Source organism: Flavobacterium riviphilum, assembly GCF_055231795.1.
The window spans coordinates 30,960-46,505 of the sequence record NZ_JBUYSY010000010.1; the positions used below are offsets into that span (position 1 = coordinate 30,960).

9 protein-coding genes are annotated in these 15,546 nt (G+C 35.6%); 3 read left to right on the forward strand and 6 right to left on the reverse strand.

All coding sequences use genetic code 11. From position 1 onward, the window contains the following. Positions 1 to 119: 119 nt before the first annotated feature. The 4 genes from rpsJ to rpsL form a co-directional block, all read right to left on the reverse strand. Positions 120 to 425, reverse strand: coding sequence for a 30S ribosomal protein S10 (gene rpsJ / locus ACZIX2_RS10070; protein ID WP_007803605.1), 306 nt, complete (start codon positions 423 to 425; stop codon positions 120 to 122). Between the two features lie 11 nt (positions 426 to 436). After that, entirely contained in the window at positions 437 to 2,593 is a 2,157-nt protein-coding gene (gene fusA, locus ACZIX2_RS10075; protein WP_463339961.1) for an elongation factor G, read from the reverse strand. An 11-nt stretch (positions 2,594 to 2,604) separates the two neighbouring features. Then, positions 2,605 to 3,081 (reverse strand): 30S ribosomal protein S7, encoded by a 477-nt coding sequence (gene rpsG, locus ACZIX2_RS10080; protein ID WP_463340010.1) that lies wholly within the window; start codon positions 3,079 to 3,081, stop codon positions 2,605 to 2,607. Between the two features lie 83 nt (positions 3,082 to 3,164). Then, complete coding sequence (rpsL, locus tag ACZIX2_RS10085; RefSeq protein WP_007136570.1) at positions 3,165 to 3,548, reverse strand: 30S ribosomal protein S12; 384 nt, start codon at positions 3,546 to 3,548, stop codon at positions 3,165 to 3,167. 180 nt (positions 3,549 to 3,728) lie between these two features. Between rpsL and ACZIX2_RS10090 the strand changes: the two genes are divergently transcribed. The 3 genes from ACZIX2_RS10090 to ACZIX2_RS10100 all read left to right on the forward strand — a co-directional run bounded on the left by ACZIX2_RS10090 (position 3,729) and on the right by ACZIX2_RS10100 (position 10,257). Continuing rightward, entirely contained in the window at positions 3,729 to 5,438 is a 1,710-nt protein-coding gene (locus ACZIX2_RS10090; protein ID WP_463339962.1) for a BamA/TamA family outer membrane protein, read from the forward strand. A gap of 86 nt (positions 5,439 to 5,524) precedes the next feature. Beyond that, positions 5,525 to 8,737, forward strand: a complete 3,213-nt coding sequence (locus tag ACZIX2_RS10095; RefSeq protein ID WP_463339963.1) for a SusC/RagA family TonB-linked outer membrane protein — start codon at positions 5,525 to 5,527, stop codon at positions 8,735 to 8,737. 2 nt (positions 8,738 to 8,739) lie between these two features. Beyond that, the gene (locus ACZIX2_RS10100; RefSeq protein WP_463339964.1) at positions 8,740 to 10,257 is read left to right on the forward strand and encodes a SusD/RagB family nutrient-binding outer membrane lipoprotein; all 1,518 of its coding nucleotides are present in this window, start codon (positions 8,740 to 8,742) and stop codon (positions 10,255 to 10,257) included. Between the two features lie 333 nt (positions 10,258 to 10,590). Here ACZIX2_RS10100 and ACZIX2_RS10105 read toward each other — a convergent pair whose 3' ends face one another. Both ACZIX2_RS10105 and ACZIX2_RS10110 read right to left on the reverse strand, forming a co-directional pair. Continuing rightward, positions 10,591 to 12,030, reverse strand: coding sequence for a SusD/RagB family nutrient-binding outer membrane lipoprotein (locus ACZIX2_RS10105; RefSeq protein WP_463339965.1), 1,440 nt, complete (start codon positions 12,028 to 12,030; stop codon positions 10,591 to 10,593). A gap of 17 nt (positions 12,031 to 12,047) precedes the next feature. After that, on the reverse strand, positions 12,048 to 15,221 hold the full coding sequence (locus ACZIX2_RS10110) for a SusC/RagA family TonB-linked outer membrane protein (protein WP_463339966.1): 3,174 nt from the start codon (positions 15,219 to 15,221) through the stop codon (positions 12,048 to 12,050). Positions 15,222 to 15,546: the final 325 nt, after the last annotated feature.

Here is a 15,546-nt window from a genome sequence, read left to right on the forward strand (position 1 = left end):
AGTTTTTAAGTCCATCCTATTTTTTAAAAGTGGGTGCAAAGGTATAACTTATTTACACACAATCCAAAAAATATTTTTTAGACTTAAAAAAAGCGTTCTTTATTGTTTTAAAGCTCTACTTAAACTTTGATTTCTACTTCAACTCCGCTAGGCAATTCTAACTTCATCAAAGCATCGATTGTTTTAGAAGAAGAAGAGTAAATATCGATTAATCTTTTGTAAGACATAACCTCAAATTGTTCTCTTGCTTTCTTGTTAACGTGAGGCGAACGCAACACGGTAAATAATTTTTTGTGAGTAGGCAAAGGAATTGGACCTGTTACTACAGCACCAGTAGTTTTTACTGTTTTTACAATCTTTTCAGCAGATTTATCTACCAACATATGATCGTAAGATTTTAATTTTATTCTGATTTTTTGACTCATTTTCTTAAAGATTATGCGTTTCCTTTTGCTTTTTTGATAACTGCTTCTGAAATATTAGAAGGTGTTTCAGCGTAGTGTGAAAATTCCATTGTTGATGTAGCACGACCAGAAGACAAAGTTCTTAAAGTTGTAACATACCCAAACATTTCTGACAATGGCACATCAGCCTTAATAGTTTTTGCACCATTTCTATCACCCATGTCATTTACCTGACCTCTACGACGGTTAATATCTCCAACGATATCTCCCATGTTTTCTTCTGGCGTAATAACTTCCATTTTCATGATTGGCTCTAGAATAATAGCTCCAGCTGCTTTAGCAACCTCTTTATACCCCATTCTAGCCGCCAACTCAAAAGAAAGCGCATCAGAATCTACAGGGTGGTAAGAACCATCTAACAATGTAACTTTTAAACTATCCACTTGATAACCTGCCAATGGACCAGTTTTCATAGCTTCACGGAAACCTTTCTCAACCGCAGGAATATACTCCTTAGGTACGTTTCCACCTTTTACTTCATTCACAAATTGCAATCCTACAGGCACTTTACCATCCACTTCATCAGCAGGCTCCACTCTAAATACGATATCACCGAATTTACCACGACCTCCTGATTGTTTTTTGTAAACCTCTCTGTGTTGAGCAGTTTTTGTAAACGCTTCTTTATATTCTACTTGTGGCTCTCCTTGGTTTACTTCCACCTTGAACTCACGTTTCATACGATCTACTAAGATATCTAAGTGCAACTCACCCATACCTGAGATAATAGTTTGCCCAGAAGCCTCATCTGTTCTAACAGTAAACGTTGGATCCTCTTCAGCTAATTTTGCCAAAGCCATACCCATTTTGTCCACGTCAGCCTTAGTTTTAGGCTCAATAGCAATACCAATTACCGGCGCAGGGAATTTCATTGACTCAAGAATAATTGGGTGTTTTTCATCACACAAAGTATCCCCAGTTTTGATATCTTTAAATCCAACAGCAGCTCCAATATCTCCAGCTTCGATATATTCGATTGGGTTTTGTTTGTTAGCGTGCATTTGGTAGATACGAGAAATTCTTTCTTTGTTTCCAGAACGTGTATTCAACACATAAGATCCAGCATCCAATCTTCCTGAATAAGCACGAAAGAACGCTAAACGACCTACGAATGGGTCAGTAGCAATTTTAAATGCCAAGGCAGCAAATGGTTCCTTTACATCTGGCTTACGCAAGATTTGAGTTTGATCTTCTTCTAACAATTCAGCATCATCAGGATGAATACCTTTAATACCTTCTTTATCCAATGGAGAAGGCAAGTATTTACATACTGCATCTAGCATAAATTGAACTCCTTTGTTTTTGAAAGAAGAACCAGCAATCATAGGAATAATTGCCATATCCATAGTAGCTGCTCTTAATGCAGTATTGATTTCTTCTTCTGTAATAGAGTTTTCATCTTCCATATACTTATCCAAAAGATTTTCGTCATAAGTAGCGATTTCTTCGATAAGAATTGAACGATAATGTTTTACTTCATCCACCATATCCGCAGGGATATCAACGATATCAAAAGTAGCTCCTTGTGTTTCATCATGCCATACAATAGCTTGATTTTTCACCAAATCAACCACACCTTTGAAATCAGCCTCTTCACCGATAGGCAAAGTAATTGCAACAGCATTTGATTTCAACATGTCTTTAACTTGCTGACAAACTCCTAAGAAGTTTGAACCTTGACGGTCCATTTTATTAACAAATCCCATACGCGGAACACGGTATTGATCTGCTAATCTCCAGTTAGTTTCTGATTGAGGCTCTACACCATCCACCGCACTAAACAAGAATACCAATCCATCCAATACACGTAAAGAACGGTTTACCTCTACGGTAAAATCCACGTGACCGGGAGTATCGATAATGTTAAAGTGATATGGTTTAGAATCTGGTAATAATCTACCTTGCTCAGTTGGGAAATTCCATTCACAAGTTGTAGCAGCTGAAGTAATAGTAATACCTCTTTCTTGCTCTTGTGCCATCCAGTCCATTGTTGCAGCACCATCGTGCACTTCACCAATTTTGTGTGATTTTCCAGTATAGAATAAAATACGCTCAGTTGTTGTGGTTTTACCAGCATCAATGTGAGCCGCAATTCCTATGTTTCTTGTATATTTAAGATCTCTAGCCATTTCTATACGAATTAAAATCTAAAGTGAGAGAATGCTTTATTAGCTTCTGCCATTTTGTGAGTATCCATTCTTTTCTTAACAGCAGCACCTTCTTCTTTCGCTGCAGCTAAACACTCAGAAGCCAATCTTTGAGCCATTGATTTTTCGTTTCTTCTTCTTGCATAAAGAATCAACCATTTCATTGCCATAGATATTTTTCTGTCTGGTCTAATTTGCATAGGAATTTGAAAAGTAGCACCACCCACTCTACGACTACGTACTTCTACGTGAGGCATAACGTTAGTTAAAGCATCTTTCCAGATTTCTAAAGCTGATTTCTCGTCATTTTGCTTTTTGTTCTCAATGATATCAATTGCATCATAAAAAACTTTAAAAGCTGTTGATTTCTTACCATCCCACATTAAGTTGTTTACAAAACGTGTTACCAATTGGTCATTAAACCTTGGATCTGGTAAAAGTGGTCTTTTCTTTGCCGCTCTTTTTCTCATGTCTTTTTTTAATTTTTTGTCAGTAACATAGCCTTTCAAAACAGAATATTCCGTTTTAAAATCAATGCATTTAACTTTTTAAATTACTTTTTTGCTTCTTTTGGGCGTTTTGCACCATACTTAGATCTTCTTTGCGTTCTTCCAGCCACACCTGACGTATCAAGCGCACCACGAACGATGTGATATCTAACACCTGGTAAATCTTTTACCCTTCCACCTCTAACTAATACTATCGAGTGCTCTTGTAGATTGTGCCCTTCTCCTGGGATGTAAGCATTCACTTCATTACCATTTGTCAAACGTACACGCGCCACTTTACGCATTGCAGAGTTTGGTTTTTTTGGTGTAGTAGTGTAAACACGCGTACAAACCCCTCTTCTTTGAGGACAAGAATCTAAAGCAACCGATTTACTCTTCTTAGTTATCTGAGTTCTTCCTGTTCTTACTAATTGTTGAATTGTTGGCATAATTAATACTAAAAATTTCTTATTATATTAAATTCCCGCTTTTTACGGGGTTGCAAATGTATAAAATAATTTTCACTATACAAACCTTAATCCATTAATTTTCAACATCCTTGTTTTTAGATTATGAAATCCATAACATTCGTTAGATATTTGCGTTATCTTTTTTTTAAACAAAAAACATTGAAACACTTCTTTTCCCTCCTATTATTTCTTTTGCTTTACACCCCATGTAACGCACAAAAACTTCAACTTATTCTCAACGGAGAATCCAAAACAGAAACACATATAATTGACTCTCTGAATTATACCCACTACCACAAAAACTTCCAATCCATTAAAAACGAAATCAAACTAACTTCTGAAAAACTCAAAAAAATAGGATTTCTAGAAAACGAACATGACAGCATTTTAAAAAACAACGACAGCCTTTTTTCATCTATATTTCACTTGAAAAAACCAACAAAAAACCTACATATATATATAGGAGAAAATTCAACCATAAAACCCTATATCAAAACACGAACTAACAACGACACCCTCTATTTAAAAATAGATGAAGTAGAAAATTTCCTTAACGAAACACTAAACGCTATCCAACAAGCAGGCCACCCTCTATCAAAACTCCGCCTTGCCAATATCAAAAAACAAAACAATTCTCTTATTGCCGAAATCAAATATGAAATTTCTCAAAGAAGAACCATCGATCACTTAGTTTTAAAAACCACCTCCACCACACCCACCACAGGTATCATCCCCAAAAACTACCTACATCAAATCAAAAAAAAAATCTTAAACAAAACTTTACACACCGCATCACTACAAACGCTTTCAGCAGAATTCGAAAAAATTCCTTTTATCACATTAACCAAACCCTCTGAAGTCCTTTTCAGCAAAGACTCTTCCATTGTTTATGTATATATTGAAAAGAAAAAAGCCAATTATTTTGATGGATTTATCGGCTTTAACAACTCCAATGAAAAAAAATTACAACTAAATGGCTACTTAGACCTAAAACTCCATAACGCATTAAAAAGCGGAGAAGAATTTTATTTAAACTGGAGAAACGACGGCAACAACCAAACCACCTTCAAAACCAGCCTCACACTATCCTACCTTTTCAAATCCCCATTAGGCCTTAAGACACAATTAGACCTATTCAAACAAGATAGCATTTTCCAAAATTCAAAAACCAACATTGACCTACAATGGAACACAAGCTTTCCTAGTAAAATTTCATTAGGGCTTGAATCAACAACTTCAAGCGACATACAAAACAACCAATCAACTATTAGCGACTTTAGAAATCAATTTATCACACTCGGCTATCACTATCAAAAAAAAGACAACCAACACTCCATATTCCCGCTCCAAACCTCTATTTCAATTAGAGTAGGCAATGGCAAAAGAACCACCAACAACACCTTAACAACAACCAACAATAGCCAATTTTTTATTTCTGTCAATGCATTTCACACCTTCTATTTCAATAACAAAAACAGCCTAAATTTAAAAACTCAAAACTTCTACCTAAAAAGTGAAAAATACTTAGAAAATGAACTTGTCCGTTTTGGCGGCCTACAATCCATTAGAGGAATTCCAGAAAACAGCCTCTCTGGAAACTACGTTAGCACCCTTGCCACTGAATACCGTTATCACATCAGCAACAAACTATACCTGCACTCCATACTCGATTTCGGAATCTACCAAAACGATAGCGCAATTTTGTCAAATCATAAAAATTTTAACAAGTTACTATGCATAGGTTTTGGCACTGCATTATCAACAAATAATGGTTTTTTCACAATATCACTAGCCAATAACACCAATAACACAAAGGATAATTCGATATTTAACACTATTCTTAACTTATCTTATAATGTTAATTTTTAACCCACAGGTTAAAAAAAACACAAATTCATTAGGATAGTTAACAAATTATTAAGAGTTTTGAAGAACTAATTCAAAACAATTTAATAATGAAACTAAAGTTCAATGGACTCTTAGTACTTTTTGTAGTACTAATGGCGCAACTAACCTTTGCGCAAGAAAGATCTGTTTCTGGAACCGTTTCTGACAATGCAGGCATGCCTATACCAGGAGTGAGTGTATTAGTTAAAGGAACAAAATCAGGAACTCAAACGGATTTTGATGGAAAATACACCATCAAAGCAGAAGCCAACCAAACCTTAGTGTTTAGCTATGTTGGTATGAAAACAGAAGAAGTAGTTGCTAAATCTACTACTGTAAATGTTAAAATGGGAAGTTCTGCCATGGAACTTGAAAGCGTGGTAATTAATACACTAGGTATTGAAGTTAAAAAAAGTGAAAAAGCGTCTGCATTTTCAAAAGTTAAAGGTGATGTAATCAAAAATTCCGGAGAAACATCACTAATTAAAGGTTTATCTGCAAAAGCATCAGGAGTGGCTATTGTTTCTAATTCAGGAGATCCAGGATCAGGGGCATACATCCAAATTAGAGGACAAAACTCAATTACAGGTTCTACACAACCATTATTTGTTATTGATGGAACACCTATATCAAATGACGAAATTGGTAGTAATACAGCTGGAGTTGCCCAACAAAGCCGTCTAAACGACATCAACCCCAATGATATTGAAAATGTACAAGTACTAAAAGGAGCCTCTGCTGCGGCTTTATGGGGATATAGAGCTGCAAATGGTGTGGTATTAATCACAACAAAAAAAGGAAAAAAAGGGAAAATTTCCATAGATGTAAATTCTTCAGTTTCTTTCGACAAGGTTAACGTTGAGTTTAAGCTTCAAGACAAATTTGGACAAGGCACAGGGGGTACTTGGAGAAGAAATAACGCCAACTCTTATGGAGACAAAATATCATCTAGACCTGGAGGAGAAGATATTTACAATACAACTGGCCAATATTTCTTAACTAATGATAGAAGAAAAATTTACCCTATTGCAGCAGGAGGAAAAAGAAGTAATGCTAATTTCCAAAAATCCAATATGGATGCAGTAATAGGTGATGGTTTACTTTTTGATAACCACGTGGGAATTAGTGGCGGGAGTGAAAACACGAGCTTCTACTTAGGCTTAGGAAACACAGATCAAAAAGGGATTATCCGAAATTCGACCTATAACAGAACCAGTGTTGATTTCACTTCGGAATCTAAAATTGCTGACAAAACAACATTCAAAACCAAATTTGGGTATTCTTCTGTGAGTTCCAACAGAATTCAAACAGGTTCAAATTTAAGCGGATTATACCTTGGACTATATAGAACTCCTTCTGATTTTGATAACCGAGATTTTATCGGTACTAATTATCAAACCAATGGTTTAATTCAAACTAATAGTCACAGAGCTTATCGTCAAGATGTAGGTACTTGGTCAGGAGACACAAACCCTAGCTACAACAACCCTTTATGGACTACCGATATTCAAAAAAACCCCAACACTGTTGATCGTTACATTGGTGGGTTCGAATTGAAACATACATTCAGCCCATATGTCGCAGTCCTAGCGAGATTAGGGTTAGACGGCTATAGTGACAAGAGAATAACAATGTTCCCTATGAACTCCTCTGAAAACGGTGGAAATGGAAGTGCTAGCGAGAGCGTAACTGATTTCAAATCTTTTAATGCGGATTTGATCGCTTTAGGTGATGCGAAAATAAACGAAAACATTGGAGTGTCTTATTTAGCAGGTATTAACTTTTCACAAACTAATTATGACCAAAGAGGAGGTTCTTATAAAAATTTCTTGATTGACTACAACGGGTTTTCATATGATAACGCTCTGATTGAAGACAAAACTACATTCTTAAACAGAACCTACTCTAAACTAAGCGGTGGTTATTTTTCTGCAGCATTTGATTATAAAAACTTTTTATTTTTAAACTTAGGAGGACGATTTGAAACCTCTTCAACCTATGACCCAAATTTAAAGGTGTATTTTTATCCAACTGCTGAATTTGGATATAAATTCACCAATAACCTAGAAAGCGAAATTTTAACTGACGGAAAGCTAAGGGCAACTTACGGTCAAATTGCCTCAATACCATCAGCTTATGCCGGCACAACGTATTTTAATGGTGCAGCAGGGGAAGAAGGTTGGGGAGCAGCATATGATGCAGGAGCTTACCAAGGATCTTTTCAAAGAGCTGATTTTAGTGGAAATACTAATTTGAAGCCCGAGATCAAAACAGAAATGGAACTAGGTCTTGATTTAGAATTTTTCAAAAGAATCACTTTCAACGCAACTTATTACAGCAATGAGACTAAAGATTTGATCGTAAATGTACCATTAAATGGTAGTGCTACATATAGTTCTCAATACGGAAATCTTGCTACTATTCAAAATAGAGGTATAGAGGTTGAATTTAATGCTAATTTACTAGGCGCCAGTTCAGAATTAAAATGGAATCTTTTCGGTAACTGGAGTAGTAACCGAAACAAAGTAACACATTTAGTAGGAACTTCATCATTATTTTTAAATGGGTTTACAGGAGCTTCATCCAGAGCCGTATTAGATCAACCATTAGGAGTACTTTGGGGCGGTAAATTTGACAGAAATGAAGACGGAACCCTTATTTTAGATGCTAATGGATTCCCCGTGGTAGCAAATTCCGAAGGAATAATTGGTGATCCAAACCCAGATTGGAGAGGAGCCATAGGAACTTCATTTTCGTATAAAGGTTTCAAGATAAGCACTTTATTTGACGCATCAATTGGTGGTGATTTATGGGATGGAACAAGTGGAGCACTAAATAACTTCGGAAAAACATTAGAAACCGCCAATGAAGTTACCTTAACAACACCTACTAAAAACTACGCAGGACAAACTATTGCCCCTGGAACCGTTAGAGGTAATCTTAGAGACTTCGGCGCAGGCCCAGTTTTGTTGGATCAAAGTTGGTACCAAGCTTTAGGGGGTGGATTTGGACCTGTTTCAGAACAGTTTGTAAAATCTGCTACTTGGATTAAATGGAGAGAACTTTCATTGTCTTACAACTTAAATTTAAGCCAGAAAAACCTAGGACTGGAAAGCATCACTTTCACAGGAACAGGTAGAAACTTATGGTTATGGACAGAAGCTGATTTAGGGCAAGACCCTGAATCAAACCTTACAGGTGCATCCAATGGACGAGGTTTACAATACTTCAATGCCCCTAACACTAAATCAATAATATTTAGCGTAAACTTAAAATTCTAAAAATGAAAAATATATATAAAAAATCGATAAGTCTATGCCTTGTAGCGATTACATTATTCAGTTGTACTGATTTTGTGGACGATTACAATGTTGACCCTGATGGCATACTAGATAGTGATGCAAAAAATTTATTTCAAGGTGTTATTTTGGCAGACCAATTTTTCCATACCAGTGGAAATGCTAGAGATATAATGGTTTGGCTAAATCAAGCAAATGGAGAAAACAGACAATATGTATCATTAAACGATTGGAACCTGTCTACAGCCTCTCAATTCGATGACAATTGGAACATTGGTTACGTAAACTGTATAACCAATGCAAAAATTGCTGCCCTAAAAGCTACACAAGAAAACAATCCGAGATTGGCAGGCGCCTGCCAAGTACTTGAAGCGCACTGTATGGGAACAATTACTTCATTATATGGTGATGCTCCTTACAGCGAAATAGACATCACTGGTAAAACTTTAGCTCCTAAATACGACAAACAAGTTGACATTTACAACAAATTACAACTTCTTTTAGACAAAGCTATTGCTAATCTATCTACTGTAAAAGGCGCTGGTATACCAAGCGCTCAAGATATTTCTTACAATGGAAATGCTAGTAAATGGATCAAATTAGCTTATTCTTTAAAAGCGCGTTACTACTTGCATGTTAAAAACTATGCTCAAGCCAAAGCGAATGCATTGCTAGGTATTGCAAGTTATGATGAAGATTTTATCGCGAAATTCGGTAATTCAAGTTATCAAGATTTCAATCCATATTATTCCTTTTTAGTGTATGACCGAGATGATTATATGTCTGGCGACGGATATGGAGCAAGACTACTTGATCCTTCTGCTGCAGAATACCGAGGAAATGCTAAAACTGACGAAAGTGCACGCTACGCCTTCTGTTATAACCAAGAATATTTCTCTCCATATGGATTAAACATCTACAGCACTGATTATTGGGGAGAAAAAGGAGGAAAAGATAACGGATTACCAGACAATGGTAAATTTGGAAGTGACTCTGACTTGCCTATGGTTACTTATGGTGAAATGTTATTAATCATTGCTGAAGCAGATGCTAGAGCAGGATTCGCAACCGGCTTAGCTTCTTATAACAATTATAGAAACATAATTAATAAAGGATACTCCATTGGTGCCGGCAGTGTAAAATCTGGCATAACCGCTAATACTGGGTATTTTGACGGAGAGGATCAATTAACCTTCAAATACGAACCATATATAGCTGCTGACTTTGCAGCAGGAGGTATTGAAAATAAGAAGAGTACCGTTTTAACAGATCAAAACGCGCTTATTAGAGAAATTCTAGAAGAAAAATATGTTTACTTAATGGGTAATTTTGAAAGTTTCACAGATTACAGAAGAACCAATAATGCTGCTGAAATTAAACTTAAAACTGGATTTGCAGGAACACCTCAACGATTACTTTACCCACAAGTTGAAATCAATGCTAATCCAAACACTCCAAATCCTATACCTTCTATTGTAACTAAAACTCCAGTTAATCAATAAATGTTTAAAAAAACATTTTAAATTATTGTTTACCATAAAAAGGCTGTCTCTAAATCATTGAGACAGCCTTTATTTATTTTCATTTATGTATTGTATTTTCAACAACTACCATTCAACTTAAAAAATCACCTCAACTAACTTTATGTTTATTTAAAATCTTGAATATAATTCAACTGTCGTAATTTGATTCAAGCCAAAATGGATTTTACAAAATAAAAAAATCAACAAAACAAAAGCAATACAACCTTTAAATAAAACTTAAAACAACCCCATAAAAAAACCACCCATATTACTATGAGTGGTCTATTTAAAATTTTTGGAGAGATTTAGAAACTATCGAGTTCCTCCTGCCCACCAAACTTTTTCGGTGTACACATATGATCCGTCGCCAAATGCTTCTCTTACGTGCACATTGGCAGACACATCTGAAGCACCATAACTAAATCGTTGTGGAAATAAGTCTGGTCTAGCATTCACTAATGGTATCAAATCACCATCTCCCATAGCAGCTAAACGACGCGTGTCATTATAATCTTCAATCCCCTCGTTTTCATAGAAAGAAATGTGCTTTTCAACCATAATTTTTTTCAACAAATCTCTACCTGTTAACGTACCGATAGATGCAATGTAAGTATCCGCTTGAGCTTGAGTAAATGTAATTACTTGTTGTTTTTTGTAGGCCGCTGAAATCGCTTGATTCAAAGTAGCTTGTGCTTCAGCGTTTTTACCTAATCTAGCTTGAGCTTCTGCTTTTAAGAATAACAATTCATGATAGCCTAACACATAAATTGGATTTTTCTCGCTCATAATTCCTGAAATTGAATATACCCCTTGCGCTTCAGCTGGTAATGGCAAAGAGTTATCCATAGGATTAACTACTCCATTTTTCTTTGTAAAAAACACGGCAGTTCTGGCATCAGCAGCACCGTTTGCTTTCATTAAGTCATAAAAACTTTTGGCTACACACAATCCTCCTCTATCCATTTCGAAACGAGCATATGGATTTGGAATTTCGCTATTAACCAATTTGAATTCTTCGCTTGCATTGGCAAAAGAAGCATCTACATAATCAATAACTGCTTGATAGTTTGGTTTTACTAATGACAAGCGCATTGTATATCGAGCTAACAACCCTTTGGCGGCTTTTATCCATTTTGAAGAATTACCTCCATATATTACATCTTGAGCACCTAAACTAGCATATGAGGTCGTTTTACCTAAATTTACCACAGCTTCATTTAATAATCTGAAAACCTCTTGATAAATTACTTCTTGCTTGTCTAACTTAGGCTGAAGATTTTGAATATTTAAAGCTTCGCTATGAGGCACATCACCAAATAAATCGGTTAGCATCGCTAAATTATAGGCATATAAAATCTGTGCTACACCTAATGTTTGGAAATTTCCTTTTTCTGCTCCGTTTGCACTACATTTTTCAATGATAATTTTTAAAGCACGCAATTGTCTGTAACTCGTATTCCAAGAATTATTATAAGTAGACGATTTTTGTGGTTCTCCATCTCTAATTTGTGCTTTATAGGTTTGATTGTGATTTCCTGCATTCAATTCAGAATACACCCCAGCATAAAAAGAGTTATCCGCTCCTGTAAGTTGAAATGCAGAAGCCACCATGACATCGGTAATGATTAATCTACTTGGGACATCAGTAGGTTCATTGGGATTCGAGTTGATATCATCCATGATATCTTCTGAACAAGACTGAAACAAAAACAGTCCCATTAGAGTAAGCAAAGTGATTTTAATATTTTTCATCAGTTGATTTTTTTAAATTAAAAAGTAACATTTAAACCCACACCATAACTTTCGGCTTGAGGCAAGGACCATTGTTCAAATCCACCAGCCATATTGTTATTTCCTTGAGAAGCTTCGGGATCTAAATTGGGTAATTTAGACCACAATAAAATATTTCTTGCGAAAACTGAGGCTCTTAAATCAATTTTTTCTTTAAAGATTTTAGGAAATTGGTAAGCAAATGTTACCTCTCTTAACTTTACAAAACTGGCATCAAAAACAGCACTTTCTGTAATATCAGATAATCTAGAATTCAATTGCTGAATACCATTTACGCCAAGAGCAATATCGTTGGCAGTTCCGTCTTCTTTAACACCAGGATAAATGTATCCAGCTTCTCTGTTTGCCGTTGAAGCATCTACTCCATAGTAGCGCATCAAACTATTGGAACCACTGTACATTTTTCCACCATTTTTCCAATCGAAAGTAGCCCCCAAAGACATTCTTTTATAAGAAACTTGAGTAGATCCACCCAACGTAAACTTAGGCATCACTTCACCAATAGCTTTCTCTTCTCCAATCATTGGCAATCCATATTGGTCTACCATGATATTGTTGTTATCGTCTCTTTTGTAACTTGTACCATAAATTACTGGGAACGTATCGCCCACATTTGCTCTAATTTGAGGTGATACAAAACCTCCTAAAAAGATACTTTCAACGCCTGGCGCTAATTCATCCACTACAGAAACTACTTTTGAGAAGTTGATGTTAAAATCCCAATTAAAATCTTCTGTTTTCACAGGATTCACATTCAACACGATTTCATGTGCATTGGTGTGGATTTTTCCTCCATTGGTTACAAAAGAGCTAGCTCCTACTGATCCTGCTAAAGGCACATTAAAAATTTGATCTTTTACATTTTGTCTAGAATAGGTATAATCGATACCAATTCTGTTTTTAAAGAATCGCAAATCAAAACCAAATTCATACGATTGGGTATTTTGAGGTTTCAAATTTGGATCATACACTATAGGATATGGAATAAAGGAACTTACTCCTCCTACTGGATACTGTACTGGTGGTGCACCCCAAAATCCTCCACCATAACTTGGTGTAGAATAATAATCCATAAAATAAGTACCTGCTTGTCCTACTTCAGCAAAAGAGGATCTAATTTTAGCATAAGATAACACTGGACTGTTTTTCAAAGCTTCCAATTCAGTTAACACAAAACCTAATGAAACAGATGGATAAAGGAAATCTCTATTCCCTCTTGGCATCGTTGAAACATAGTCTTGACGAACTGTAGCCCCTAAATACAACATGTTTTTGTATGACAATTCACCATTACTGAAAAAACCAACGGTTCTATTTTGTCTTCTTCTCTCTACTGAAGTTACTTTTCTTGCATTTGCAATCGTTGGCCAACCACCAAAGTTAAATCCAGTACCTAAATCATCATAGGTTTTTCTGTTTTCGTGGTTGAATTCATTTCCTACTAACACATTGAATTTAAAATCCTCATTAATATCTAAACTATAGTTTGCGGTAAACAAAGAGTTCAACACATCAGTTGTAATACCATAAAGATTGGCTCTACTTTGCGCTCCAGTCAAATCATGTTTACTACCAAATTCAAAAATATCTCTATAGTTTGTTGTATACGAATCGATACCCATTTGATATCTGAACACTAACTTGTGTTTGTCATTTAAACTAATTACAGGTGCATACTGTACATGAGCATTTCCGAAGAAACGATTGGTTTTTTCACTGTTTTCATTATGTTCCGCTGCCCAATAAGGGTTGTTAAAAGTATTTCTTCTATAAAACACTTGATCATAAGGATTTGTAGCCGAAGCAAAACCATTCCCTTTCAAGTCATAACTTCTTGGTGCACCATATACCCCCACTAAAGTAGCGTCATTGGCAGAAGTTGTTTTGTCAATTGAGGTTTGTACATAATTGAAAGAAAATCCAGATTTCCATTCATTATTCAAATTAGTCTCAACTACCGCTTTCATATTGTAACGATCTAAACCTGTAGCAGGCAACATCCCTTCTTGGTTGGTCGCTCCAATTCCGAAAGAGTAATTGGTTTTCTCTGTTGATTGGCTTACATTGAAGGAATTATTTACAGTAACACCATTTCTGAAATAATCGTCAATATTGTTATGCGCTTTTGGAGCTACCCATGGATCAAGACCCGCTTTGGCTCTTTGAGGCACATAATACATTCCAGGTCTTAGTACACCTCCATTTAAAGCATTAGCAACGTTTCCTCCATAAGTAGGATCATTCGGTAATTCTGAAATTTTGGGCCCCCAGCTTGTAGAAGCGTATGGGTTAAATACTCCGTTAGATCCTTGTGCATATTCATTTTGTGTGCTTGGTTTTTTAGATACCAACTCAAAACTTGTATTATTAGAATAACTATACACTGGTTTTCCGTTTGTAGCTAATCCTTTCCCGCTTTTTGTTGTGATAAGGATTACCCCATTGGAAGCTCTTAGACCATACAATGCAGAAGCCGCTTGCCCTTTTAAGATAGAAATAGAGGCAATATCATTTGGATCGATATCCACTGCTCTATTGGCAGAATCGGCACCGGTAACACTATTTCCTGTTGAATAATCCGCTTGAGAAGCTACTGGCATACCATCTATTACGTATAATGGTGTATTATTACCCGTAAAAGAACGTGCTCCACGAATTACAATTTGAGACGATGCCCCAGGAGCACCACTAGAAGGCGTAATTTGAACCCCTGCAATTTTACCTTGCAAAGCACCAGAAAGATTACTGTTTCCGCCTTTATTTAAATCGGCTGCTTTCAATTCTTGAACCGCATATCCTACAGCACGACTACTCTTTTTAACCCCTAAAGCAGTAACCACTACAGTTTCAAGTTCATTTGGATTTTCAGCCATTGAAACGTTAAGTGTCGATTTATTTCCAACTACAACTGTTACATCCTTCATACCCATATAAGAAAACACCAAAACATCTCCCGTTTTAGCTTTAATGGCAAAAAGACCATCAAAATCAGTTTGCACACCTACAGTGCTCCCCTTAACCAATACATTTACTCCAGGTATCGGTCCTGACTCATCAGTAACTTTTCCATTAATTATTTTCTCTTGTGCAAAACATAGTTGCAAAATAAACACTAACGCAAGTGTTGTAATCCATTTAAATTTAGATCTCATAATGATTATTTTGAATTAGTAAAAAAGCAAACTTGCCACTTATTATTCAAAATCACAAAATGAGAAATCATCAAAATAATTTAAGAAAACGTTGTAAAAAATAGCGTTTTTAAAATATTATATGTTAACATAATGATGATTATTCAATGTTTTTATATTTATAAAACACATATTGATTTTTAATCTAAAATTCAAAAAACATCTTCCAACATTTTTAACAAGGAAAAAATTAGAAGCCGTTTGGAGACAAAAGTTTAAATTTTAACTTTATTTAAAGTTTTATAACATTTTGTGAATACTATTAATACTACTAATGCGATAGAAA

Bases quoted from the DNA above. Each gene is read 5' to 3' on its own strand.
- ACZIX2_RS10105 (WP_463339965.1), bottom strand. From the start codon at position 12,030: ATGAAAAATATTAAAATCACTTTGCTTACTCTAATGGGACTGTTTTTG.
- rpsJ (WP_007803605.1), bottom strand. From the start codon at position 425: ATGAGTCAAAAAATCAGAATAAAATTAAAATCTTACGATCATATGTTG.
- ACZIX2_RS10110 (WP_463339966.1), bottom strand. From the start codon at position 15,221: ATGAGATCTAAATTTAAATGGATTACAACACTTGCGTTAGTGTTTATT.
- ACZIX2_RS10100 (WP_463339964.1), top strand. From the start codon at position 8,740: ATGAAAAATATATATAAAAAATCGATAAGTCTATGCCTTGTAGCGATT.
- fusA (WP_463339961.1), bottom strand. From the start codon at position 2,593: ATGGCTAGAGATCTTAAATATACAAGAAACATAGGAATTGCGGCTCAC.
- ACZIX2_RS10095 (WP_463339963.1), top strand. From the start codon at position 5,525: ATGAAACTAAAGTTCAATGGACTCTTAGTACTTTTTGTAGTACTAATG.
- rpsL (WP_007136570.1), bottom strand. From the start codon at position 3,548: ATGCCAACAATTCAACAATTAGTAAGAACAGGAAGAACTCAGATAACT.
- rpsG (WP_463340010.1), bottom strand. From the start codon at position 3,081: ATGAGAAAAAGAGCGGCAAAGAAAAGACCACTTTTACCAGATCCAAGG.